Origin of the sequence: Leisingera sp. M523, from assembly GCF_025141335.1 — a bacterium.
Taxonomy (GTDB): domain Bacteria; phylum Pseudomonadota; class Alphaproteobacteria; order Rhodobacterales; family Rhodobacteraceae; genus Leisingera.
This window is the reverse complement of the sequence record NZ_CP081036.1, coordinates 501,443-525,965: the sequence shown is the minus strand read 5'-3', so window position 1 is coordinate 525,965 and position 24,523 is coordinate 501,443. Positions and strand designations below refer to the sequence as shown.

Below are 24,523 nucleotides of genomic sequence, written 5' to 3'. Positions count from 1 at the left end.
TTTTCGTTTCCGCGGCAAGGCTGAAAAGCTGCCGCCAAAAGCCGGATCCGGCCCTGTGGAGAGCGTCAGTTTTCGAAGGCGGTCTCCACCGCGTCCAAGCTGACATCATACCCCCAAAGACGGCGCAAGTGCTTCAGCACCTCTTCCTGATCCTCCTCATCCAAATGAATGCCATCCCGCACAGTATGGGTCAGCTTCAATTCCCGATCACCGCGCAGATCCGCGTCTGTCACCTGAATATCAGGTTCCAAGTAAGCCAGATCATACTGCTTTGCCAAATCGCGGCGGATCGCCTTGTATCCCGCGCGGTTATGGATCTGGCTTACCACCAGGTTGGGCAGGTCGGCGTCATTGGTCAGCGTGAACAGCTTGAACTTACGGATCAGATGCGGCGACAGGAACTGCTGGATAAAGCTTTCATCGCGGTAATTCGCCCATGCATCGCGCATCACTTTCCGCCAGTCGGGATCACCGGCGAAATCGGGGAACCATTCGCGGTCCTCATCAGTCGGGTCCTGACAGATCCGGCGGATGTCCTGCATCATCGCAAACCCCAGCGCATAAGGATTAAGACCGGAGAAACGCGGATCGTCAAATTCCGGCTGCAGCACCACATTGGTGTGGCTGTGCATAATCTCCATAAAGGCGCCTTCGGTGATTTGGCCCTGCTCATAAAGCTTGTTAATGATGTAGTAGTGCACGAAGGTCGCGCAGCCCTCGTTCATCACTTTGGTCTGTTTCTGCGGATAAAAATACTGCGCCAGCATCCGCACGATGCGCAGCAGCTCACACTGCCAGGCCTCCAGCACCGGGCTGTGCTTTTCCAGGAAATAAAGCACGTTCTCCTGCGGCAGATTCATCTGCTTGCGGCGCGCACTGAAATCAGCATCTTCAACCAGTTCCAGCTTGTCGCGGCCCAGGGTCGTGTCGGTCCAGATATCCAGCACGCTTTGGCTGCTTTCATACCCTTCACGCACCTTCTGCATCGCCACCAGCTCTTCCGCGGTCGGCTTGGGCGGGCGTCCGTAGCGGAACACGCCTTGGGATTGCAGCGCATGGGCCGCGTCCAGAATCTCTTCGACCGCACAAGGGCCATACCGTTCTTCGCAAGCGGCGATGTAATTCTTAGCAAAAGCCAAGTAATCATGAATACCAGCGGCATCTGTCCACTGCTGAAACAAGTAATTGTTCTTGAAGAAATGGTTATGCCCGAATGCCGCATGCGCCATCACCAGCGTCTGCATCGCCATGGTGTTTTCTTCCATGTTGTAGCTGATGCAGGGGTTCGAATTGATGACGATTTCATAGGCCAGACCCTGGCGGCCAGTGCGGTACAGCGCCTCGTCGCGGGCGAAATGCTTGCCGAATGACCAATGCTGATACATCAGCGGCAGGCCGACACATGAGTATGCATCCAGCATCTGCTCGGCCGAAATAATTTCGATCTGATTGGGATAAACGTCCAGCCCAAGGTCGCCCAGCGCGATCTCCTCGATCGCGTCGCGCGCTGTTTCCATCAATTCAAAGGTCCATTCCGGCCCGTCGAACAGCGGCTTGCGCGCCTTTTCAGCTGCCTGCATACTGCGCCCCTTTCACCTTGGGGAGGAAGAACTCCCGGAAAATCGGATAGATGTGGCCGGGTTGCGAGACACGCTGCATTTCAAAATGCTGCGCCTGGCCCTTCACGTCACGGTAGTTCTGCCACAGGTCTTCGCCTGCTTCGGGATTGTTCAGCAGCATTTCCGCCGCCTCATCGACGATTTCCACATAGGCATAAAACTGGCTGACCGGCAGCAGGTCGTTCAGCAGCAGATTTTTGCAGCGCACCGAGTCATTGCCGAAATTCTCGCCATCCGAGGCCTGCGCCCCGTAGATGTTCCATTCATCCGGCGGGTAGCGCTCTTCGATGATCTCCTTCATTTTCTCCAGCGCGGTGGACACAATGGTGCCGCCGGTTTCCCTGGCATAGAAGAAGGTTTCCTCGTCGACTTCCTGGGCGTGATGAGTGTGCCGCACAAACACCAGTTCGGTGTGTTCATAGCAACGCTCCAGGAACAGGTGCAGCAGCAGGAAGAACCGTTTGGCCAGATCCTTCTCCCGCTCCTGCATGGAGCCTGAGACATCCATCAGGCAGAATACCACTGCCCGGGAATTGCGGATCTTTTCCGGTACAAAGGTATCATACCGCAGATCCAGCGGGTCGATATAACCCACGACCTTGCGCTTGCGGAGAATGCCTTCGAGTTTCTTTTGCAATTCGGCCAGAAATGCCTCTTGCGGCGGGCTGCGTTCCTCCAGCGCTTCCAGCTCGGCGATCTGCTCTTCCAAATCCCGCTGCGACTTGGTGGTCGGACGTTGCAATGCGATCCGGCGCCCCAGAGAATTGCGCATGGTGCGCACCAGATTGAGATTGTTGGGTGTGCCCGCAGTGGTCAGGCCCGCCCGGCGGGTGCCGATGGTTTCGGTCTCCACCGTGGCCTTTTCCACCAGGTCCGGCAGCTCCAGCCCTTCAAACAGGATTTCCAGGTATTCTTCCTGCGTGAGTGTGAAAGAAAATTCGTCCGCACCATCCCCGTCCTCGGAGGCCTTGCGGCCGCCCTCGCCCGCACCGCCGTCCGGGCGTTTGATGGTGTCGCCGACAACAAAATCCTTGTTGCCGGGCAGAACATGACGGCGCATGCCGCCCTTGGAAGAGTGAAAGAACCGCGGCTCCTTCAGCCCTCTGGTCGGGATAGTGACCTTTTCGCCTTCGTCCGGGACGCCGCTTCCGCTTTGGATCGATTTCCCCCGGACCGACTGATCGACGCGTTCTTTAATGTTCTCCCGGGCCCGCCGCAGGAACCGCTGGCGGTTCCCGAGGCTCTTGCCCTTCGGATTGGCGCGCCTGTCGATGAAATGATGCATATGCCACAGCGCTCCTCTTTAGCCCGCCTTGTTAACGCGCATGTACCATTCGACCAGACGCCGCACTTGGCGGTCGGTATAGCCATGGCTGCGCATACGCTCGACGAACTCCTGATGTTTGCCTTCGGTCTTGCTGTCCTTCTTGCTGCCGAAACTGATCACCGGAAGCAGCTCCTCGACCTGGCTGAACATGTGTTTTTCAATCACATCGCGCAGCTTTTCATAGGAGTTCCAGGCCGGGTTTCTGCCAGTGTTTGCGCGATGGCGCAGAGCAAATTTCACGACCTCGTTGCGGAAGTCCTTGGGATTGGCGATGCCAACCGGCTTTTCGATCTTTGAAAGCTCCGCATCCAGCACTTCGCGGTTATAGAGCTGACCGGTATCAGGATCCTTGTAATCCTGCTCTTCGATCCAGGCATCAGCGTAGGAGATATAGCGGTCAAAGACGTTCTGGCCGTACTCCGTATAGCTTTCGAGGTACGCCTTCTGAATTTCGTTGCCGATGAACTCTTCATAACGCGGCGCCAGTTCCGTCTTGATGAACTCAAGGTACTTCTGCTCGGTCTCCTGCGGAAACTGCTCGCGCTTGATCATCTGCTCCAGCACATACATCAGATGCACCGGATCCGCTGCCACTTCGTCCGTGTCGAAGTTGAAAGTAGTGGACAGCACCTTGAAGGCGAAGCGGGTTGAGATGCCGTTCATCCCTTCGTCCACGCCAGCGCGGTCCTGATACTCCTGCACGGTCTTGGCTTTGGGGTCGGTGTCCTTCAGGCTTTCGCCGTCATAGACCCGCATCTTGGAGTAAAGGTTTGAGTTCTCATGCGGCTTCAGGCGGGTCAGCACCGAGAAGCGGCTAAGAATCTTCAGCGTCTCCGGCGCACAGGGCGCATCCCGCAATTCGCTGAACTCGATCAGTTTTTCGTAGATTGAGGATTCATCCGAGACCCGCAGGCAATACGGCACCTTGACGATAGACACCCGGTCGATGAAGGCCTCGTTGTTCTTGTTATTCTTGAACGACTGCCATTCGCTCTCGTTGGAGTGCGCCAGGATCAGGCCGTTGAAGGGGATCGCACCAAAGCTTTCGGTGCCCATATAGTTGCCTTCCTGTGTCGCCGTCAGCAGCGGGTGCAGCATCTTGATCGGCGCCTTGAACATCTCGACAAATTCCAGAACACCCTGGCTCGCCCGGTTCAAGCCGCCGGAGAAGCTGTAGGCATCCGGGTTGTCCTGGCTGAAATGCTCCAGCTGGCGGATATCAACCTTGCCGACCAAGGTGGAGATGTCCTGATTGTTCTCATCACCCGGCTCCACTTTGGCCACGCAGATGCGGCGCAGGCGGGAAGGGTACATGCGAACAACAGAAAACTTGTTGATATCGCCTTCAAATTCATCCAGCCGCTGGACGGCCCATGGCGACATCAGCCCCGGCAGCCGGTGCTGGACAATGCCGTATTCCTCTTCCAGAACCTTGCCCATGCGGACAGGATCAAACAGGCCCAGCGGACTTTCGAAAATCGGCGAGATCTGATCGCCGGCTTTCAGCACATAGATCGGCTGTTCTTCGACCAGGCGCTTCAGCCGCTCCGCCAGAGACGATTTGCCGCCGCCGACCGGGCCCAAGAGATAAAGGATCTGCTTTCGCTCTTCCAGGCCTTGCGCGGCGTGGCGGAAATAGCCGACGATCCGTTCGATGGTGTCTTCCATGCCGTAGAAGTCGTGGAAAGCGCTGTAGCGCTTGATTGTCCGGTTCTGAAAGATCGGCCCGAGCCGCGCGTCCTTGGACGTGTCTACCAGTTCCTCTTCGCCAATTGCCTTCAACATCCTCTCGGCGACGTTGGCGTACATGCTTGGATCGTCGCGGCAGGCGTTCAAATAATCCTGCAGCGGCATCTCCTGCTCGCGGGTTTCGCCGTACTGCTCTGCAAAAAGTTCGGCAATGTCTTTCATCTTGAATCAAGCCTCCTGGTTATCTGGCGCCGTTCCTCCTGGCGTTTTAGCTCGCGAACAGACAGACTGCGCCCGGTACGTGGGCATGGATGTCCGCGTTAGTGTTGAGTTCTGATTTCTGCTCGGCGCCGTTTCTGGCGTTCTACGTCCGGCTGGCCGCTCTTTGCGGCGGCCTGCGCCCGGATACCAGGCTGGCGGCGTGTTGCTTACTCTCAAGCTTACACCAATTACGTACTTCTTACTATCTGAAAGTGGTGTACTTTTAATTAATTGCCAGAAACTTTTGCGGGAAATTTTCATCACATCGAGGCGATCACTGTTGTTGCGGCCGCCTTGCGCGCCGCGGCAAATCAAGAGCCTCCAGCCGCGCGTCCACTGTTGATCAGAGAGATGCAGGGGGCTTTCCCCTTCTGCTTCTGAAGTCCAGGCAACAGGGTTAGCAGTGCATACGGCAAGGTAAGACGGCCAATTCTCCCGCGCCAGCCATACGTCCGCCCCATATCACGGCTGCGTGAAAAACCTTAGAAATTCTGCGGCACTCAGGACACGGTTGCCGCCCAAACTGCATGAATCCCGTCCCTGATGCACTGGACAGGACAATAAAAATCATCACAGTATGGCCTCAAAATGGCCGCAAAAGACGGCCGATGGGCAAACGTACAGGCAACGGAACGACGCGGCACCCGCCAGATTACGGCGGCGCAGCGCACAGATGAGTGGTATTACAATGAGCACGGTCGCATTTATTACCCGCGATATGGCGGGCACTACACAGCATGGGAACTTTTCCGAAGGCACCCCGGCACGTATTGACGCCGCCCATGCCAAGGATATCTCGCTGAACCTCAGCCCTGCGGATGTCGAAAGCTATTCCCGCCAGGGCGGCAACCTGCACATCGCCTTGGCCGATGGCCAGGAACTTGTGATTGAGAACTACTATTCCTACGGCTCATCCGGCGGGAAGAACCTGTTCCTCAGCCAGGAGGGCGAATTCACCGAAGTTGTCCTGGAAGACAAATCCAGCGGCATGCTCTTTGCCACATACGAGCCGCTGGATCTGACCGGAAAGTGGAGCGCCTACGATGAGATGGTGTTCCTGGACGTTGACCGCATCGAACCGGTGGTTGCACCGCTGGCCGCGCCGCTGTTCGGCGGGCTGGGTGCGGCCGGGGCCGCGGCGGGCGTCGTTGGTGCGGCTGTAATTGCCGGCGGAGGCGGCGGTGACGGCGGCGAAGGGACAGGTGGCATTGTGCCAACGGTCGACAACCCCGATGCCAGCTACCCGGTTTCTGACTCCACCACCGAACCGGTCGTTATCACCGGCACCGGTGCGCCTGGATCCGATGTGACTGTCAATGTCGGAACCTCCACAGCCACCACAACCGTTGATGACGACGGCAATTGGAGCGTCAGCTTCCCGGTCGATGATCTGCCGGAGGACGGCAATTATGACACAACTGTGCATGTGGTTGACCCGAACGGGACTGAGTTCGATCTGGATGGTCCCGCCGTCGTAATCGACACGGTTGCCACTGTCGGCCTCGACGAGGGCCAGGCAGGCGGCGACGACATGATCAATGCCGCCGAAGCAGCTGATGGCGTTACCCTGACCGGAACCGCCGAAGCGGGTGCCACAGTGGAAGTCACTTTCCAGGGTGTGACCCGGACGGTTACCGCGACCGAAAGCGGGACTTGGAGCGCTGACTTTGCAGCTTCGGAAATTGCCTCCGGGGAATACGACTCAGAAGTCAGCGTCACCGCGACCGATGCTTTCGGCAATACGGACAGCGTCACCGGCACAATCCGCGTAGACACGACCACGGCCGTAGACATCGACAATGGCCAAGCGGGCGGCGATGACATTGTCAGCAACGCCGAAGCTACCGCTGGTCTGACATTGACCGGAACCGGCGAGGCCGGGGCAAGTGTCAGCGTCACCGTTGAGGGCGTGACCCGCACCGCAACCGTGGATGCAGACGGCAACTGGGCCGCAGACTTCGAAGCCGGCTCCCTGCCTGCCGGTGAATACGACACCACTGTCAGCGTGACCTCCACCGACGAAGCCGGCAACACGGCAACCGCCACGGCGGATCTGCATGTGGACACTGTGGTCGATCCCCTCACCCTGAATTCCGGCAGCATCGAAGGCGACAATATCGTCAACGAGGCCGAACGCAGCGACGGGGTGACCCTGACCGGCACGGTTGAGCCCGGCTCGACGGTTGTCGTGCAACTGGGTGATGCAACCGAAACTGCCACAGTTGATGCCGATGGCAATTGGAGCGCATCCTTTGCTGCCGCTGACATTGCCGAGGGCAGCTACGATGCAGCGGTGGTTGTGTCCGCCACGGACGCCGTGGGCAATACGTCGGAAATCACTGACACCCTGGCCATCGACACCGAGGTGGTGCCTTTCACCTCGGACAGCGTGACCGATGATGATGTGGTGAGCCTCGCGGAAAGTGCTGCGGGCCTCTCGATGTCCGGCACCGTCGAACCCGGATCGGCAGTACAAGTCACCATTCAAGGTGTAACCCGGGACGCGCTGGTGGATGCGGACGGCAACTGGACTGCCGAGTTTGACCCCGGCGACCTGCGCGAGGGCACCTATGAGGCCACAGCCGAAATCACGGCCACGGACCCGGCAGGCAACACGCAGACCCTGACCGAGGGCTTCAGCGTCGACACCGAATATGATGCCCCCAACATTGGCGATGTGATCAGCACCGGCACCAGTGTCAGCGGTGTTTTCAGCGACGATTTCGAGGCCGGCGACACAATCCATGAGCTGACCAGCACTGGCAGTGTCTCGGATGTCAGCGGCACCGAAACCGATCTTGGCAACGGCCAGACCCTGTACGACTTCGATGCAGACGTGCCGGACGGCTCGCATCTTGTTGTGAACCGGGTGGATGACGCCGGCAACAGCTCTGGTACAATGGTGGTGCTCGAAGACGGCGCCGGCGCATCTGTGCTGGATCATTCGGGCCTCTCGCAGTTCAACATCGACGAGCTGAACCTGGTTCATGCCGACGCCGTCGACCTGACCCTGACCGAGGCCGATATCAATGCGCTGTCAGGCAATTCCGACAAGCTCACTGTGCATGGGGAAGCTGACGACACGCTCACCATAACCGGGGCCACCGCCGCGGGAACCGAGACTGTCGATGGCGAGACGTACAATGTCTACACAATCGGCGATGACGGCACCACGCTGTCCGTGGATGAAGACGTCAACGTTGTGATCTGATCTATCGGCCCGGCGGTCATTGCCGCCGGGCCCAATACATCAAAAGCCTAAAACAAAAGGGCATATGGCAGGATGCAACCGGGACGCTTTTTTTGCGCCATCGCAGTGACGTGCAGCCTGTCGGCCTGCGCCCATACGCTGCCGTTCGGCGGCGGAGAAAGCGCAGAAACCGCGCCGCGCAGCAATTTCGCACAATCCGGCGAGGCCTCCTCAGAGGTGATCCACAAGCTGATGGAGCGCCGCTCCCTGCTGGCGCAGGACAGCGCCTATGGGCAAGTGGCCGAGGCCGCAATTGCCGCCTCTTCCCGCGCTGCCGAAGCAGAACTGATCGGCGCCAAACTGCGCGCCGAGGCGGCCTCAAAGAACTGGCTGCCAACCCTTGGCCCATCCGTCAGCCTGACCGATCTGGGGGATTTGGTGGCAGGCCTGCTAATTGAGCAGGTCCTGTTTGACAATGGCCGCCGCAAGGCCGAGCGCGCCTTTGCCGCCGCCGATGTCGAAGTGGCCGCCGTCAGCCTGTCCGAGGACATGAACAGCCGCGTCGAAACCGCTGTCGGGCTGTATGCAGCGGCATTGCGCGGCGATGAAAAGGCCGCCTATGGCAACCGCGCCCTGCGCCGGATGCAGGAATTCCGCCGCATCGTGCAGGGCCGTGTCGATGGCGGCGTGTCGGACCGCGCCGACCTCAATGTGGTGGACAGCAAGATCAGCGGCATCCGCACGGCCACGGCCACCGCCCGTGACGCCGCCGCCACCGCACGCGCGGAACTGCAGGCGATGACCGGCCAGTCCTTTGCGCAGAAACCCTCGCATCTGGGCATAGCCACGCCGCCGGAGCAGGTGCAGTTCCTGGCCGTGCTGAAGGCCAGCGCCGAAGCGGACCGCACCATTGCCCAGGCCAAGTCCGGCCGCGCCGGGCTGTTGCCGCAGATCGCGGCATCGGGCAATGTAACCTCCGACGGATCCGGTGCCGGGCTGACGCTGGGCGTTGGCCAGCCGCTGGGATTGGGCACACCCGCCGCCATTCAAGCGCTGGAGGCCACCGAGGAGGCCGCCACCCGCCAGATTGGCGAAACCGAAGAGATTGCCCGCCGCACCTACAGCCGCCAGGTCCAGCAAATTGCATCCTACCAGCGCCAGGAGGGTGAGACCGCCGCGCTGGTGCGCCGCAGCCGCGAGACCTACGGCCTGTTCCAGAAGCAGTTCGAAGCGGGCCAGCGCCCGGTGATGGAGGTGATCCAGGTCTACGAAGAGCTGGTGCGCCGTGAACAAGCCTATATCGACGCGAAATATGAGGCGGTGCTGATTCAGCTGCAGCTGGCACGTGACCTGGGGCTGCTGGCCGATGGGGACAAGATTTGACCGACACGACCCAAAAGCCGCCCCGCCCGCTGCCCGCTTCCGGCAAAAAGCCGGTGCTGCGGGCGGTGCCTGTATCCGGAACCGGAGCACCGGAGGCGATGCAGCCGGCCAACACGCCCGCCTCTGCGCCCGTCCCCGCTCCGGACGCCAATCCGCTGCCAAAAGCCCCGCCGCAGGACACCCAGCCTGAAGTCGGCTCGTTGCTGGAGGGCGCAGCAACGCGCATTCAGCACCGCGCCAGCCTGATTGCCACCCTGGCCGCTCTGAAGGGCAGCGAAGTGCCGGTCAGCGACGTCGCCGCCTTCCTGTGGAGTGAAACACCGGGCGACCTGTCGCTGCATTCACTGGCCAAGGCGTTGCACACGACCGGGCTGCAGCCGAAGATCCTGGAAAAGCAAACCTTGAACCCAGCCCTCTGGCCCGCGCTTGCGGTCATGTCCGGCGGCCAATGCGTGCTGGTGCTGAGCCAGACCGAAGAAACACTGACCATCTACGACACCGCCTGCGCGGACAACCGCACCGAAGTGCCGCTGGGTGAATTCGGCCCCTATTTCACCGGCACCGTGCTGTCGGCCCGCCCCTCGCTCAAGCAGATGGCGGCGAAACACACGCCGCAGATCGACCCCGGCCATTGGTTCTGGAGCGAGTTTCCGAAATACCGCCGCCAGGTGGGCGAGATCATGCTGGGATCGCTGGTCGCCAACATCCTGGCGGTTTCGGTCGCGCTGTTCTCGCTTCAGGTCTACGACCGCGTAGTGCCGCATCAGTCGCAAGCCACACTGTGGGTGCTTGCAGTCGGTGCCTTTCTGGCAATTGCGCTGGAGGCGATGCTGAAGCTGGCCCGCGCCCGGCTGACCGATGCCGCCGGCCGCCAGATCGAGCTGTCGGTGCAGCACAACCTGATGCGCCGCCTGATCGGCATGCGCTCGGACAAGAAGCCGCTGCCGCCGTCCGGCCTGTTTGCCGCGATGCGCGATTTCGGCTCGGTGCGGGAGTTCTTTACCTCCTCCACCATCTCCACCCTGGCCGATATCCCGTTTATCGCGGTCTTCCTGCTGCTGGTTGCCTCCATCGCTGGGCCGGTGGTCTGGGTGATTGTCGCGGGCGGCGTTCTGATGCTGCTGCCTGCCTATTTCATGCAGAAGAAGATGATCGCCCTGACCCGCCAGACCCAGGGCGCCAATGCCAAGGCCGGGCGGCTGCTGCATGAGGTGGTGACGGAACTCGACACCGTCAAAACCCAGCGCGGCGAGGAACGGGTGCTGCGGCTGTGGGATGAGCTGAACACGCTGTCCTCCCATTCCGCGACTGAGCAGCGCAAGCTGTCCAGCGCCCTCACCTATTGGTCGCAAGGGGTGCAGCAGGCCACCTATATCACCGCTGTGGTGCTGGGCACGCTGCTGGTTTTCGCGGGTGAATTCACCGTCGGCACCATTATCGCCACCGGCATCCTGACCAGCCGCACCTTGGCACCGCTGACGCAGTTTGCCGGCACTCTGGCGCGCTGGAGCAACGTCAAGGCCGCACTCGAAGGGCTGGATGCGATTGCACAGGCGCCGCAGGAGAAGGAGAAGGAACGCACCTACCTGCGCCGTCAGAAAATCGAGGGCCGGTTCGACCTGCGCGAGATCCTGTTTCGCTATGAGGACGACGCCGCACCGACGCTGGATGTGCAGGCGGTGGCAGTTACCCCCGGTCAGCGGGTTGCGGTGCTGGGTGTCAATGGCTCAGGCAAATCCACCCTGCTCAAGCTGCTGTCGGGGCTTTATGCGCCCGATCATGGCCGGATCCTGCTGGATGGCACTGACATGGCGCAGATCGACCCGCGCGACCTGCGCGCAAACATCGGATATCTCAGCCAGGACGTGCGCCTGTTTGCCGGCACCCTGCGCGACAACTTGAACCTTAACCAGCTGGAGCGTGATGACGACCGGCTGATGGAAGCGCTGGAATTTGCCGGCCTCGGCGCCCATGTGCGCAACCACCACAAGGGTCTGGATCTGGAAATCAGCGATGGCGGCCATGGTCTGTCGATCGGCCAGCGCCAATCCATCGGCTGGGCACAGCTGTGGCTGCAGGATCCTTCGGTGGTACTGCTGGACGAGCCCACCGCTGCGTTGGACCAAACACTGGAGCGTACCCTTGTCAGCCGCCTGGAAACCTGGCTGGACGGCCGGACCGCAGTGATCGCCACCCACCGGATGCCGATCCTGTCACTGACCAACCGCACCCTGATCCTGCAGTCGGGCCGGATGGTTGTGGACGGGCCGCGGGACCAGGTCCTGGCCCATCTGGCCGCTGGAGAGGGCAAATGACCATGTCTTTGCATGACCCCTACGGCAACGCCGAGCCTCCGCGCAGTGCCAGCCGCATCATCTATCTGGTGCTTGCCGCCTTGCTCACCTTCCTGATCTGGGCCGCTTTTGCCTCAATTGACGAAATTGTCCGCGGCGAAGGCCAGGTGGTGTCATCATCCCGCGCCCAGATCGTGCAGAACCTCGAAGGTGGCATTCTGGCTGAACTCCAGGTGCGCCAGGGCGACATCGTCACCGCAGGCCAGGTGCTGGCCAAGCTGCAGGACACCAAATTCCGCGCCGCGGCTGATGAGCTGCAAAACCAGATCGATGCGCTCGAAATCAAACGCTACCGGCTGGAGGCGCAAATGAAGGGCGCCTTTGAATTTGCCGTGCCGGAGATGCTGGCGCAGCGCTCCCCCGGCATCCTGTCCTCTGAACGCGGACTGCTGACTGCCCGCCAGACCGATTTCACCAGCCGCCGTGACAGCGCCAAGCAGATCCTCGACCAGCAAAATGCCGAGCTGGCCAATATGGAGCGGCTCTACAAGCAGAAGATCGTGGCCTTGATCGAAGTGAACAAGGCCCGCAAACTGTCCACCGACGCCCGCGCCAAATACAATGAGATCGGCACCCAGGCAGAGCTGGAGCAGGCTGAGGAATACTCCCGGACATTGCGCGAGCTGACCACCCTGCGCCAGGAACAGCGGCTGGCGGTGGATCAGCTGAACCGCACCATCATCACCTCGCCGATGGCCGGTATTGTCAACAGCCTGTCCGTCACCACCATCGGCGGCGTGATCCGTCCCGGCGAAGAAATTCTGGAGATCATCCCGCTGGGCGAAGAGCTGTTTGTCGAGGCCCGCATCAAGCCGGAGAACATTGCCAGTGTGCAGCCCGGCCAGGACGCCACGATCAAGCTTTCAGCCTATGATTACACCATCTACGGTTCCCTGCGCGGCAAGGTGGATTTCGTTTCCGCCGACACTTTCGAGGACGAACGCAATCCACGCGCCGAACCTTATTACCGGGTAACCGTCCGGGTCGACAAATCCGGCTTTACCGAACGCCAGCAAACCATCGAAATCCGCCCGGGAATGCGGGCAACAGCGGAACTGCAGACCGGCGCCAAGACCGTGCTGCAGTATCTGCTGAAACCGCTTTACAAGTCCCGCGAAGCCCTGCGCGAGCCTTGATGCAAAGGAAGACGCCTGCCTCCGTTTCCGGCGGCAGGCGGAAAGCTCCGCTTTGTTCTGCTGGGGTCCTTAGCCCGCCCGCCGCATCAGATCCCGCAGCGTTGAATCCAGCGCCGTTCCAATCGACACCCGGCGGTTGCCCATAGCGGCCTTGGCCGAGATGACCGAAACCAGCCGCGGCGGCAATCCCGGGCGCATTTCCAGCACCGGTGAGCCTGAAGCACCGAAATCCACCAGGCAGGACATCACCAAGGTCCGGCTCTGCCGCGCCAGGACGCTGCAGGACCGCTCCAGATTTGGCCGGGTCGCATGCCTGCGGGTATAGGACAGAACCCCCAGGATATCCCCCCGCGCCGCACCGCTGGACATTGTCAGCGGCTGAACCTGGCTGCCGCTGATCGGCCGGTCAAGTTTCAGCACCGCCAGATCGCTGCCGATCTGATGGGTGCCTGCAGGCCGGTACCGGTACTGCGGGTGCATCACCGCTTTCACCACTTGCCGCAGGGCCACGGCCTGCCGCCCGGACAGGCCCGCTTCGAACCGGATCGTGGACGGGTCAACCCGCGCCCCCGTCCTGGGATCGAACAGGCAATGCGCCGCTGTCAGCACCAAGTCCGGTGCAACCAGCGCCCCGGTGCACATGTTTTTGTTGGAGATGTTCAGCCGTCCCACGGCCTCCCACCCTTCCATTGATCTGACGTTGGACCGCGAATCATCCGCAGCCACGCCATCGGGCATGCCCAATGACAGGCACGCCGCAATCGCAGCAATAAGAAGTCTCATTATCCACTCCAGCTTCCCACAGACGCATCGTTATTCAGGCGTGCGGCTGGAATGAGGCCCAATGTTGCCAGGCTGAGACGGATTCATGGACAGAATGTGGCAGCGTTAACAATTCCCTAACCCCCCCGGTTATTGATGCTTAACCATGGCAAAAAAGCCCCCCGCAGCGCCAGGGAAAGTAAACAATTCGTTAATATTTTTTCCAAACCATGAACAAACAAAGAGAATTCCGCAGCCGTTCACCGGCTTGAGCCCCCTGGATCTGGACTGCACCCCCCCGAATCGAGGCTCCCAATTCTCTGATACGTTAACGTTTTCCATGTTTTCGAAGCAGAACGGTGCACTGGGCACATCAGCCCGCTGGCTGCGAGACCGCCCAAATGGTTAACGCGATCTGTCCGGGACCGATGCTGCCTGCCCAGCTCATTTCTGGAAATTGCAGGTGTCTTAACAGATCGAAAATCTATCTGGCGTTGTATCAGGGGCAATATCAATGCCTGCATCCACTGCCCGGCGGATGCATTCCGGAGGTCGCAAAGTTAGAAATGTTCCGTTCCTTGAAACTGGCTCACAAGCTGCCAATGCTTGTCATCGGCTCTGCACTTACCCTGACAATTGTCCTGATTGCTTTCAGCAGCAGCTACTTCCGTCGCAGTGTTGTTCACGATGCCGAAATATTCATGCAATCGATGATACAGGACCGCGAGGCGGCGCTTCAATCCTATCTCGCCTCTATCGAGGCCGCGATCCTGACAATTTCTTCAGTCCCATCAACCGCCAAGGCAATGAAAGACCTAAGCGTGACCTGGGCCACCCGGGAAGGATCCGGTCAAGAAGAGGTTCAGAACCTTTCGATGTTTGCCTCTGCCGCGTCGCCTTATGACATTCACTTCGAACGCAACCACCCAGCCTTCAAAAAGATGATGGAGCGGCTTGGGTTTTACGACATATTCCTGATCAGCCCGTCGGGCGACGTTATCTTTTCTGTCGCCAAGGAAGCCGATTACTCGACGAACTTGTCTGCCGGCCCCTTCAAGGAGTCTGGTCTTGCCCATGCGTTCCAGCTGGCTGCGGCCGGGGAGAAAGACACGGTGTATTTTTCCGACATCGCATCTTATGAGCCCAGTGCTGGTGCTCCCGCGGCATTTGCTGCCACCCGTATCGTGGACAGCGGCGGGCGCTACATCGGTGTCTTTGCGCTGCAGGCCGCAATTGACGGCATCGCCGGGATCACCTCCAGCTATGCTGGGGAGCTGAACACGCTGGACGTCTACCTTGCCGGGCAAGACCTCAAGGCACGGACTCCTTCCCGGCTTGAAGACGGGCATGCTCTGCTGGAGGAATTGCCGCCTCTGCCCCATATACAAGGTGCCTTTGCCGCAGCGCCCCTGCCGGCCGCGGACGAAGAAATCACATCTGCCGGAACATTTTACCCTTCTATTGCCAAGGCCGATGGCCGGGAAATTGCTGCGGTTTCAATGCCGGTGGCTTTCCGCAACCTCCAGTGGGCGCTGGTCGCAGAGCTTGACCGGGCCGAAATTTTGACCCCGGCAGTAACGCAACGGCGATTGATGATCCTGATATCCCTCAGCTGTGCAGCATTGGTTTCAGTGGCGGGCTGGCTGTTGGCGCGTTCAGTCACCAAGCCGATCGACCGTATTTGCACCGATATGGAAGCGGTTTCGTCAGGAAACCTGGAGACCGATGTCGAAGCGGCCCACCGGTCCGATGAGATTGGCAAAATCGGCAAGACGCTTGTCTCGATGCAATTAGACCTTAGACAGGCCCGCAGCGCCGAGGAGCATCGCAACAAACTGCAGCTGGAACAGCAAATGGTGGTCGAAAGCCTCAGCGCCGGACTGGTCAGGCTATCGGCCGGGGATTTTTCCCGCCCAATAACTGAAACGTTCCCCAAAGATCACGAGCAACTGCGCCATGACTATAATCTGACGCTCGAAACCCTGAACGAGACTGTGCAGAAAGTTGTCGAAGCTGCTGCCAGTATCCGCAGCGGCGCTGCCGAGATCAGTCAAGCGTCTGATGATCTGTCGCACCGCACCGAAAGCCAGGCTGCAACGCTGGAACAGACAGCCGCGGCGCTGGATGAGCTGACTGCGTCGGTGAAATCCGCCGCAGACGGCGCCCGCAGCGTCGAGTCCACCATGGACGAAGCGCGTTCGGAAGCTGAGACCAGCGACTCGGTTGTACAGAACGCCGTTTCCGCAATGACTGAGATCGAGCAGAGTTCGAACCACATTTCCCAGATCATTTCCGTCATCGACGACATCGCCTTCCAGACCAATTTGCTGGCCTTGAATGCAGGCGTCGAGGCCGCGCGGGCAGGCGAAGCCGGCAAGGGGTTTGCCGTGGTCGCTTCTGAAGTGCGCGCGCTGGCGCAGCGGTCTTCGGACGCGGCAATGGAGATCAAAACGCTGATCGGCGACAGTTCCAAACAGGTGAAGCGCGGGGTCGATCTGGTCGGCAAGGCCGGCGAGGCGCTGCAGAGCATTGTCACGCGGGTTGCTCAAATCACAGAGCTTGTCTCCGGCATTGCCGAAGGGGCTGCGGAGCAATCGACAGGACTGCATGAGATCAACACTGGTGTTACTCAGCTGGATCAGGTGACCCAGCAAAACGCGGCAATGGTGGAACAGGCAACCGCCGCAGGTCACATGCTGAACAGTGATGCGGGCAAATTGGCAGAACTTGTGGCGCATTTCACGATCAACAGCCAATCCCGGGCTGCACAGGGCATTCAGCTACCCGTCCGGAACAGCACTTCCGCTGACAACGCTGCGGCGGATATGGCCGCCACAGACCAGCCAGCCCCGTCTGCAGCAACAGGAACGGACGGTATCGCCAAGTGGGAGAATTTCTAACCCCAGCCGAAAAGAACAGAGTACCATGAAGGCCGGCAAAGGCCTGACTTCATGTGTTCCCGCCTGTCAAATGCGGTGTGTCCGGACTTCGGGCATGCCGCTTTCTGCCCAAAGAACTGTAACCCGCGGGCTCGCATTCCGACTGCACAAGTCTGAACAGTGCTCAATCAAACGGGCGAGGCCGTCCTTGCAAAGGCAATTCTGTCCAAATTGCAGAAAACCCTCCCCATTTTCGCTCGGCAGCAGAGCTGTTTCCAATCCGCTCACATTCCGAAACGCAAAGATTTCACAAAATGGGCTGTCACAACGCAATTTGGCGCAAAAAAACCCGAACTCTATCCACAGCTTCGGATTTCTTAAGTCAAATTCGTCAGGGTAATTAACCTATGCGACAGTCAACATGTGGTAAGTTACCCTTATACGAGTGGACCCGGATACTCACACCCCCGGGCAAAATGTGTTTCACAAGGGGAAGATAATGAGAAATGCTAGCTATTCGGACATGACTGCCCCGCCGGTGCTGCAGCCGGTCATACTCAACATCCTGTCTGTGGATGATGATGAAATCGACAGGCTACGCTTAAGTAAACTATGCCGCAAAGCCGGGATGAAAGCTGAATTCTTTGAGGCTGCCAACCTGGAAGAAATGCGCCAGCAGCTGGAGATAGAACAATTTGATCTGGTGTTTCTGGATCATAACCTTGGCATGGACACCGGGCTTGACGCACTCAAAATTCTGCTGACGCATGAAGAGCAAGTCCAGGCCGTGCCGATAATGCTGACAAGCATGACTAACTATCAAATTGCCGTTGAAGCCATGCGGCGCGGCTGCGCCGACTACATAGTCAAGGAAGAGCTGTCCGCCGACACGCTGATCAAATCCATCGCCTCCGCGATTGAACGCCGGGCGCTTTATGGCCAGCTCAGCAGCGCGCGTGCATCTGAAAAAGAGCTCCGGCGGATATTCAAGCGCTTCATTGTCGGCTGCGGCCCAGACCTTCGGCTGCTGCTGAGCCGCACACTTGCCGGTGTCCGAATGATCAAGACACAAGCCCGGCAGGATGACACCGTGCCTTCCGCCATTCTGTCCGACGTCTCACTTCTTGAGCGAAGCTGCAAAGATCTGGTTGTGTTCATGGATGACCTGGACAGCGTCATTTCAGACACCCGGGAAATCACTGCGAAGGCGAATCCCAGCCTGCTCCAATAACATTCCGCTTCACGGGTCTGCACAAAAGAACCTTAGATATGTCCAAGGCGTTCATGAAACTGAAGGTCAAAGCTGTGTTCATTTTCTTTCGTGCCATCCGGGTCACTCGCCCGCGACATTCCCTTGCCGGCCACCCCGTTCCAAAATGCCGGGTTCAGAGTCTGGCTGCTATGATGCCGGGCCTCAACCAGGACGGCCCAGAGGGGCATTCTGCAGGGTGAAGTAGCCGCAGGAAACGACAATAAAGGACATGGCGACATGATTTCCAGTTCCCAAACCGCCAGCCGCCCGGCCCTGAACATTATCCTTGTCGAAGATGACGACGGTGATGCAAAAGCCCTGAACCGCGCATTCGACCGGGCCCGGATTGCCAACCCGATCAAACGGTTCGTGGACGGAGTTGAGGCTCTGGCGTTTCTGCGCGGTGAAATGCACCAAGTGCCGCCGCCCAACTTTGTTGTGTTGAGCGATATCAATATGCCCCGCAAGAACGGGATTGAGCTTCTGAAGGAAATCCGCGCTGATCCGGTGCTGCACAAGGTCCTTTTTATCGTGCTGACAACCTCTGCCGACGAACGGGATATTTCCGCCGCCTACGCCAACAATGTCGCTGGATACATTCTCAAATCCAATGCCGGTGGCATGTTTGTCGACTTGATGGCAACCCTCGACAACTACTGGCGCATAGTAGAACTGCCCGATATCCACGTCAGAAAGGTGTCCGATGACGGTCCTCAACATTCTGGTCATTGATGATGACGCCGGTGACCGGAAACTAGCGCGCAGACTGCTGCAGCATCTGTATCCGGATGCCAATGTAATTGAGGCCGACTGCGGAGAGGCCGCCTTGTCTCACTCCGGCCTTCCTGTGGAAGTGATCCTGCTGGACTATCTCCTGCCGGATGGCACCGGACTCGACCTGATTGCGCGGCTGACCGAAACCTGGCCGCGGGCGGTTTTGTTCATGACGACCGGTCAGGGGGATGAGGAAATCGCCAAAAGTGTCATTTTGGCCGGCGCAAGTGACTACATCCCAAAATCTGCGATCACTTCTGAAGCCCTGATGCGGATGATCAAGAACGGGCAGAAAGTTGCAGACATGCGCTGGCGAATCCAGGAACAGCAGAACGAGCTGCGCCTTTTCTCCGATGTGCTGGTACATGATATGCGGGCGCCAATCCGGGCCATAAAATTCCTTAGCGATCAGATACACGAGGACTACCAGAACGGCGATCTTGAGGAAGTGGCCCGGCAATTCGAACTGATGAAAAAATCGGTGCGCAAAACGTCTGAATTGATCGAAGGGCTGGCATCCCATATCAACCCGCACAGCAATGGCAAGCCTGCCCATGTGACCGTCGAAAGCCTCTTTGACAGCCTGCGGGCAGTCATGGCGCAGGATCTTGTGCAATCCGGCGTCCGGATACGATGGCATTCCGGCGGGCTGGCCGGCTTGTGCTTCCCGCCGGACATCGTGCAATTGCTGCAAAACCTGATCGGCAATGCGATCAAATACAGCGGTGGCAAAACCGCTGAGATTTCCGTGACTGCGGAACGTGCCGGGTCCGGATTGATGATATCCGTTGCCGACAACGGAATCGGCGTTCCAGCGCAATACCGGGAAAAGATTTTTGAGCCGTTCAAGCGGCTGCAGCGTGGCAGTGATCAACCAGGCAGCGGTTTGGGTCTAGCGACCTGCGCCAAGATCGCCAAGCGTCACAACGGAACGATCTGGTGCGATCCAGAGGTGGACGCAGGCACCACAATCCGCTTCACAATCGACCTTGAGGCCGGACTGGCACGGGAAACGGCCTGATTGTTATATTGCTCCCTCCCGCGGCAGGCAGCACTATACAAGGAAAGGCAGATCACGATTGCACCCCGCCCGGTGCCTGCAGGGCCAAAGAGCATTCAGATGTCCTTCACCCAGCCCCTTCAGCGCGGACAGCAAATACGCGGTTTCCTGCTCTGGGTTCCAGTGTAAAATAAAACCTTGATGTAATCTGGCCGCCCCAAGGGACACGGCACATTACCACAATAGTGACCGGAGGTGCGGGTATCCCGCTTGCGCATCCGCTGTTTCGGCAGCAGTCATCCCGGCGGGGACAGTCGACAGCGGATGCGCAAAGAAGACCGCTCAGGACTCTGCTTTTCCATGGCGGCATTGTTGAACAGAATTCCGCTCATCTTCCCTGTTCCGCGCATAATTTCCTCCGTAGTCATTCTGCTAAGAGAGAACTATGTTTATGGAACCGCATTGAAGCCAGACTTCTTCAGCAACCTCTTTATGGATATTGCCGCAGGTCCGGCAATGCGCGTAAGGCCAAAATGATAAGGCAACTCGCCCGCCGGCGCACCGGAGACATTGACCGTTTCGATAATCACGGAGGCCAGTCCGGTGATGCGAGCGGCCTTTGAGTTGAAAACTATTCCTTAATGCCCTTTTTGGCGAACCTGCTTCCGGCACACATTCTTAAGCTTGCGCTGCGTTCAAATGAAACGGGCCAGGATATCGTCCAGCGCGTTGCGATTACTCGGTCTTTCAGACTGCTAATTACCTGCCGCGTCCTTGATCAGTGCCGCAAGACGAAAGAACCCATGCACCATCTTGGTGTAGGGCATCAGCAAAAAAAAGGTCAGCACCGCGCCAAGATGCAACGGCAGCAAAACCGCAACCGCCGCAGTGCCCGCAGAAGCATAAAGCAACAAGCCGCTGAGCGATACGAACCCCAGCAGCAGCACAAACCCCATTTCTCCGGCCCATACCCGTCTGGCTCCCAGGGCCGGATCAGCCTTAAGCTTCAGCCGGGCCAGTTCCAGGCAGCCTGCTGTCAGCAGCAGCCCGCCTGGAACGCCCAGCAGCTTAGGCAGGCTGAGCAGCCCGTAGGGCGCGGGCCAATCGAAAACGTAATGCATAAGGGTACCCGATACGGTTGACCCGAAGCACATGAAGACCCCCCACACCACCGCCTGATGTGCGTATCTGCGTGCGTTGGAAAAGCGGTCTTCGTCTTCAAAATTGCACCCCTGCCCCTGACCGCCTGACAGGTCCTTCATATATGCGGCACGGCTCAATGCCTGACGGATTTGGGACATCCAAACCCCCTGCCCGCCCACATGGCGCCAATATCGGCGCAAGGACACAAACAGCGCCAGAAGCGGCAGCAGGAAGGCGGGCATGAACACCGAGACCATCAGCCCGTGGCTCATCACCGCATAAAAACCTTCACCGCTTTCGGGGCGCAGCGTCTGTGCGGCCCAGAACAGCACTGCAAACCCCAGCATCAGGGCCACGGCCAGCGCCGTGCCACTGCTCTGGAACAGCCGGGCCAAGGGGCTGGGCCAGGCAAAGCGCTCCCAGCTTTCGGTGCGCACCTCTGCCAGAATACCGGGCAGGTTCAGGTCGAACTCATGCGGTTCGGTGTATTGGCAGGCGTAGTAGCAGCCGCGGCAGTTGTGGCAGAGGTTGGCGAATTGGGTAATATCGGTTTCGGCAAAACTGCGCTGGCGCATGATTGCCGGAAAGACTGAGCAATAGCCCTCGCAGTAACGGCAGGCATTGCAGATCTCGATCTGGCGGCGGGCTTCGTCGATCCGGGCCGCCGCCTTGCGCTCCATTTGGCTCCGTTCAAACATATCGGGCGGCCTCCCGGCCTGCGATGCGGCCGAATACCGTGCCGATGGCCATGCCGAAGCCGGCCAGATAGCCCTGGCCCAGGATCGAGCCGGCCATAGTCTCGCCCGCGGCCCAGAGGTTTTCCACCGGTCCATCCGCACCTTGCACCTGGGCGGTCTCGTCCACCTTGAATCCCAGATAGGTAAAAGTCACACCGGGGCGCAGCGAGAAGCCGTAAAACGGCGGCTCGGTGATCGGGCGGGCCCAGTTGGTCTTGGGAGGAGTGAGGCCTTCGGTCGCCAGCCCATCCAGCTCAGCCGGGTGAAAATTGCCGGGGCGGCAGGCGGCGTTAAAGGCTTCGATAGTCTCCGTAAGTTTCTGCGGCTCCAGCCCCAGCTTGCCCGCCAGTTCCGGGATCGTGTCCGCAGTGACCGGCGGAAAGACCGAGGGCATGAACAGGTCCTTGGACTTCGAGTCGATGATCGAATAGGCCACCTGCTCCGGCTCGGCAGCCACCAGCCGTCCCCAGATCGCATAGCGCTTGGGCCAAACGTCCTCGCCCTCATTGTAGAAACGGTCGCTGTGTTTGTTCACCACCACTGAGAACGGCACGCAGTCGAGCCGGGTGACAATGCCGCCATCGAACTTGGGCGCGCGGCCGTCGATCGCCACTGCGTGGCATTGGGTCGGATCGCCGATGGACTGCACCCCCTGCCCCAGCAGATTGAACAGCACATCGCCGCGGTTGTAAGGCGTGCCGCGGATCAGGAAGTTCTCCGCCTCCGGCCCCCAGGCCTCCACCAGCCGTTCGATATTGCCTTGAAAACCGCCAGAGGCCGCCACCACCGCGGGCGGGCTGAAACTGTGGCGCGCGCCGCCATGGGTGAAATCAACCCTGGCAATCCGGTCCCTGTCCAGTTCGATATGGGTGACTGGCGCCTCATAGAGTACCTCAACCCCCAGCGCCTCCGCGGTGCGGTAATAGGCGTTGACCAGCGCCTTGCCGCCGCCAAGGAAAAAGGCGTTGGTGCGGCTCAGCGACAAGGTGCCCGACAGCGAGGGCTGGAACCGTACCCCATGCGCCTCCATCCAGGGCTGGCTCTCCTGGCTGCCGCGGATCGCCATGCGGGCCAAGTGTTCGTCGGTCTTGCCTTTTGTCACCAGCAAGAGGTCGTTGTAATATTCATCCTCTCCGTAGGTGCCGGTCAGCACCGACAGAGGCCCGTCATGCATGCAGCGGAAGTTGCGGGTGTGGCGCGAGTTGCCACCGCGGTAGGGCATGGGCGCGGCCTCCAGCATCAGCACGCGCTTGCCCGCCTCCGCCGCGGTGATCGCAGCGCAAAGGGCGGCATTGCCGCCGCCCGCCACAACGATATCGGGATTGCTCATCATCTCGCTTACTTTGGCGCCTTGAACAGGTCCTTGCGCAGAGTCATCAGCGCACCGGGGTCGATTTTTCCCTGGATGATGGTGGTCTCGCCACTGGCCAGTGCGGCCTCCAGCGCCGGGCCCATTTCACCGGGGCCATCAACCCAGAGGCCCTTGCCGCCGCAAAGCTCCGCAAATTTGTCATAGCGCGGCGAGGTGATCTCAGCCCCCAAGAGACGCCCGCCATAGAACTCCTGCTGATAGGCTTTCTCGGCGCCCCAGGCCTCGTTGTCCAAGACCACCACCACAATTGGCAGCTTGTGCTGAATGGCGGTCTGGATTTCGATCATCGTGTAACCGGCAGCGCCATCGCCCATTACTGCCACCACCGGACGGTCCGGCGCGGCAGCCTTGGCGCCGATCGCAGCAGCCAGGCCAAAGCCCACCAGGCCAAAGTCCAGCGGGGTGATCAGGCTGAGGGGGTCGTAATGCGCCAGCCGGTCGGCGGCCTGCAGGCAGGTGTTGCCGGTGTCCAGGGTGACGATTGCGTTTTTGGGCAGTGCTGCGCGGATTTCGCCCAGCGCCCGGCGCGGGTGCATCGGCAGGGTGGCGATTTGCGCTTCTTCTTCGCGTTCTGCAGCGAGGCTGGCCATATCCGCCTTGAACGCCGCGCGCCATTCATCCGCGGCAGGTTTCGACGCCGCAGTGGCCAGCGCCTCGGCTGTCAGCCTGGCATCGGCCTGCACCGCAATTTCCGCCGGGAAGTAGCGCCCAACGGCAGAGCCGTCGATGTCCACATGGGCGATGCGGGTGTCTGCACCGACATAATCGTTGCTGTGAAAGGTGGAGTTGAAGCCCAGCCGCGCGCCCAGCACCACCATCACGTCGGCTTCCTTGGTCAGACGGCTGGCCACCCGGTTGCCGCGCGGACCGGCCTGGCCTGCAAACCACGAATGGCCGTGGCGCATCACGTCGGCATGACCGGTCGAGGCCACCACCGGCACCTCCAGCGTTTCAGCCAGAGCGGTCAGCGCCTCGCGTCCCTTGCCCCATTTGAAGCCGCCGCCCGCAAAGATCACCGGGCGCTGCGCGCTTGCGAGCAGATTTGCGATGGCGCTGATGTCTTCCGGCGCCGCAGGCCCCGGGCGGGCGATGCTCACTGGCTTGGGGTCGATGGCGGGTACGCCGACGGCAAACAGATCGCGCGGCACATGCAGCACCACCGGCCCGCGGCGGCCCGAGTTGGCCAGCCGGATCGCGTCCTCCAGCATCGGTGCCAGGCGCGCGGGATCGGTGACCATGACCGAGCGTTTCGAGATCGGTGCAAACAGTGCCACCTGGTCAACCTCCTGAAAGGTATCCTTGGCCTGATCGCAGCGGCTGATGGCCCCGGCGATCACCACCAGCGGCGAATAGGCCAGCTGCGCCTCGGCTACCGCGGTCACAATGTTGACCACGCCGGGGCCTGCCTGCGCCCCCAGCACCACACCGGGCTTACCGGTCATTCGCGCCCAGGCATCGGCCATATGACCCGCCGCACGCTCATCCCGCGCGCCGACATAGCCGATGCCGCCGCCCTGATACATCGCGTCGTAAAGTTCCAGCATCGAGCCGCCCAACAGGCCGAACACAGTGTCGATGCCATTCGCCTGCAGCACGCGGTAGACTGCCTCGCCTCCGGTGATCTTGGTGTTGATCATGGTCATGG

At 59.9% G+C, this 24,523-nt stretch carries 16 protein-coding genes; 9 read left to right on the top strand and 7 right to left on the bottom strand.

From position 1 onward, the window contains the following. Window positions 1-65 precede the first annotated feature (65 nt). The 3 genes from K3557_RS02540 to K3557_RS02530 are packed head-to-tail and all read right to left on the bottom strand — an operon-like array spanning window position 66 to window position 4,857. Window positions 66-1,580, bottom strand: a complete 1,515-nt coding sequence (locus K3557_RS02540; protein ID WP_259997446.1) for a SpoVR family protein — start codon at window positions 1,578-1,580, stop codon at window positions 66-68. Next, the gene (locus K3557_RS02535; RefSeq protein ID WP_259997445.1) at window positions 1,567-2,904 is read right to left on the bottom strand and encodes a YeaH/YhbH family protein; all 1,338 of its coding nucleotides are present in this window, start codon (window positions 2,902-2,904) and stop codon (window positions 1,567-1,569) included. The genes K3557_RS02540 and K3557_RS02535 overlap by 14 nt, the downstream gene beginning before the upstream one ends. Window positions 2,905-2,922: 18 nt before the next feature. Beyond that, complete coding sequence (locus tag K3557_RS02530; RefSeq protein ID WP_259986913.1) at window positions 2,923-4,857, bottom strand: PrkA family serine protein kinase; 1,935 nt, start codon at window positions 4,855-4,857, stop codon at window positions 2,923-2,925. Window positions 4,858-5,584: 727 nt separating this feature from the next. Here K3557_RS02530 and K3557_RS02525 point away from each other — a divergent pair. The 4 genes from K3557_RS02525 to K3557_RS02510 all read left to right on the top strand — a co-directional run bounded on the left by K3557_RS02525 (window position 5,585) and on the right by K3557_RS02510 (window position 12,959). Then, window positions 5,585-8,107 carry an Ig-like domain-containing protein gene (locus K3557_RS02525; RefSeq protein ID WP_259997444.1) on the top strand — a complete coding sequence of 841 codons (2,523 nt, stop codon included), beginning with the start codon at window positions 5,585-5,587 and terminating at the stop codon, window positions 8,105-8,107. A 72-nt stretch (window positions 8,108-8,179) separates the two neighbouring features. After that, a complete protein-coding gene (locus tag K3557_RS02520) occupies window positions 8,180-9,469 on the top strand; it encodes a TolC family protein (protein WP_259997443.1) in 1,290 nt (429 codons plus the stop codon). Beyond that, window positions 9,466-11,784 carry an ATP-binding cassette domain-containing protein gene (locus K3557_RS02515; RefSeq protein ID WP_259997442.1) on the top strand — a complete coding sequence of 773 codons (2,319 nt, stop codon included), beginning with the start codon at window positions 9,466-9,468 and terminating at the stop codon, window positions 11,782-11,784. The genes K3557_RS02520 and K3557_RS02515 overlap by 4 nt, the downstream gene beginning before the upstream one ends. After that, entirely contained in the window at window positions 11,781-12,959 is a 1,179-nt protein-coding gene (locus tag K3557_RS02510; RefSeq protein ID WP_259997441.1) for an HlyD family type I secretion periplasmic adaptor subunit, read from the top strand. Before K3557_RS02515 ends, K3557_RS02510 begins: the two co-directional genes overlap by 4 nt. 69 nt (window positions 12,960-13,028) lie before the next feature. Here K3557_RS02510 and K3557_RS02505 read toward each other — a convergent pair whose 3' ends face one another. After that, window positions 13,029-13,742 carry a serine protease gene (locus K3557_RS02505; RefSeq protein ID WP_259997440.1) on the bottom strand — a complete coding sequence of 238 codons (714 nt, stop codon included), beginning with the start codon at window positions 13,740-13,742 and terminating at the stop codon, window positions 13,029-13,031. A 380-nt stretch (window positions 13,743-14,122) separates the two neighbouring features. Between K3557_RS02505 and K3557_RS02500 the strand changes: the two genes are divergently transcribed. From K3557_RS02500 to K3557_RS02480, 5 genes are all read left to right on the top strand, one after another. After that, complete coding sequence (locus tag K3557_RS02500; protein ID WP_259997439.1) at window positions 14,123-16,621, top strand: HAMP domain-containing methyl-accepting chemotaxis protein; 2,499 nt, start codon at window positions 14,123-14,125, stop codon at window positions 16,619-16,621. A 502-nt stretch (window positions 16,622-17,123) separates the two neighbouring features. Then, window positions 17,124-17,831, top strand: coding sequence for a response regulator (locus K3557_RS02495; RefSeq protein ID WP_259997438.1), 708 nt, complete (start codon window positions 17,124-17,126; stop codon window positions 17,829-17,831). A 258-nt stretch (window positions 17,832-18,089) separates the two neighbouring features. Beyond that, complete coding sequence (locus K3557_RS02490; protein ID WP_129371885.1) at window positions 18,090-18,584, top strand: response regulator; 495 nt, start codon at window positions 18,090-18,092, stop codon at window positions 18,582-18,584. Continuing rightward, window positions 18,556-19,647, top strand: coding sequence for an ATP-binding protein (locus tag K3557_RS02485; protein WP_259997437.1), 1,092 nt, complete (start codon window positions 18,556-18,558; stop codon window positions 19,645-19,647). Before K3557_RS02490 ends, K3557_RS02485 begins: the two co-directional genes overlap by 29 nt. A gap of 303 nt (window positions 19,648-19,950) precedes the next feature. Next, window positions 19,951-20,163, top strand: a complete 213-nt coding sequence (locus K3557_RS02480) for a hypothetical protein (RefSeq protein WP_259997436.1) — start codon at window positions 19,951-19,953, stop codon at window positions 20,161-20,163. Between the two features lie 218 nt (window positions 20,164-20,381). Here the strand turns inward: K3557_RS02480 and tcuB are convergent, their stop codons facing one another. Genes tcuB through K3557_RS02465 form a run of 3 tightly spaced genes read right to left on the bottom strand, consistent with a single transcriptional unit; the run spans window position 20,382 to window position 24,521 of the window. Further along, window positions 20,382-21,467 carry a tricarballylate utilization 4Fe-4S protein TcuB gene (gene tcuB / locus K3557_RS02475; RefSeq protein WP_259997435.1) on the bottom strand — a complete coding sequence of 362 codons (1,086 nt, stop codon included), beginning with the start codon at window positions 21,465-21,467 and terminating at the stop codon, window positions 20,382-20,384. Further along, window positions 21,460-22,836 (bottom strand): FAD-dependent tricarballylate dehydrogenase TcuA, encoded by a 1,377-nt coding sequence (gene tcuA, locus K3557_RS02470; RefSeq protein WP_259997434.1) that lies wholly within the window; start codon window positions 22,834-22,836, stop codon window positions 21,460-21,462. Before tcuA ends, tcuB begins: the two co-directional genes overlap by 8 nt. An 8-nt stretch (window positions 22,837-22,844) precedes the next feature. Beyond that, entirely contained in the window at window positions 22,845-24,521 is a 1,677-nt protein-coding gene (locus K3557_RS02465) for a thiamine pyrophosphate-binding protein (protein WP_259997433.1), read from the bottom strand. Between the last annotated feature and the right edge of the window lie 2 nt (window positions 24,522-24,523).

Excerpts from the sequence above, each read along its gene's own strand:
- K3557_RS02540 (WP_259997446.1), bottom strand. The coding sequence starts at position 1,580 with ATGCAGGCAGCTGAAAAGGCGCGCAAGCCGCTGTTCGACGGGCCGGAA.
- K3557_RS02535 (WP_259997445.1), bottom strand. The coding sequence starts at position 2,904 with ATGCATCATTTCATCGACAGGCGCGCCAATCCGAAGGGCAAGAGCCTC.
- K3557_RS02530 (WP_259986913.1), bottom strand. The coding sequence starts at position 4,857 with ATGAAAGACATTGCCGAACTTTTTGCAGAGCAGTACGGCGAAACCCGC.
- K3557_RS02525 (WP_259997444.1), top strand. The coding sequence starts at position 5,585 with ATGAGCACGGTCGCATTTATTACCCGCGATATGGCGGGCACTACACAG.
- K3557_RS02520 (WP_259997443.1), top strand. The coding sequence starts at position 8,180 with ATGCAACCGGGACGCTTTTTTTGCGCCATCGCAGTGACGTGCAGCCTG.
- K3557_RS02510 (WP_259997441.1), top strand. The coding sequence starts at position 11,781 with ATGACCATGTCTTTGCATGACCCCTACGGCAACGCCGAGCCTCCGCGC.
- K3557_RS02505 (WP_259997440.1), bottom strand. The coding sequence starts at position 13,742 with ATGAGACTTCTTATTGCTGCGATTGCGGCGTGCCTGTCATTGGGCATG.
- K3557_RS02500 (WP_259997439.1), top strand. The coding sequence starts at position 14,123 with ATGGTTAACGCGATCTGTCCGGGACCGATGCTGCCTGCCCAGCTCATT.
- K3557_RS02495 (WP_259997438.1), top strand. The coding sequence starts at position 17,124 with ATGACTGCCCCGCCGGTGCTGCAGCCGGTCATACTCAACATCCTGTCT.
- K3557_RS02490 (WP_129371885.1), top strand. The coding sequence starts at position 18,090 with ATGATTTCCAGTTCCCAAACCGCCAGCCGCCCGGCCCTGAACATTATC.
- K3557_RS02485 (WP_259997437.1), top strand. The coding sequence starts at position 18,556 with ATGACGGTCCTCAACATTCTGGTCATTGATGATGACGCCGGTGACCGG.
- K3557_RS02480 (WP_259997436.1), top strand. The coding sequence starts at position 19,951 with ATGCGCAAAGAAGACCGCTCAGGACTCTGCTTTTCCATGGCGGCATTG.
- tcuB (WP_259997435.1), bottom strand. The coding sequence starts at position 21,467 with ATGTTTGAACGGAGCCAAATGGAGCGCAAGGCGGCGGCCCGGATCGAC.
- tcuA (WP_259997434.1), bottom strand. The coding sequence starts at position 22,836 with ATGAGCAATCCCGATATCGTTGTGGCGGGCGGCGGCAATGCCGCCCTT.
- K3557_RS02465 (WP_259997433.1), bottom strand. The coding sequence starts at position 24,521 with ATGACCATGATCAACACCAAGATCACCGGAGGCGAGGCAGTCTACCGC.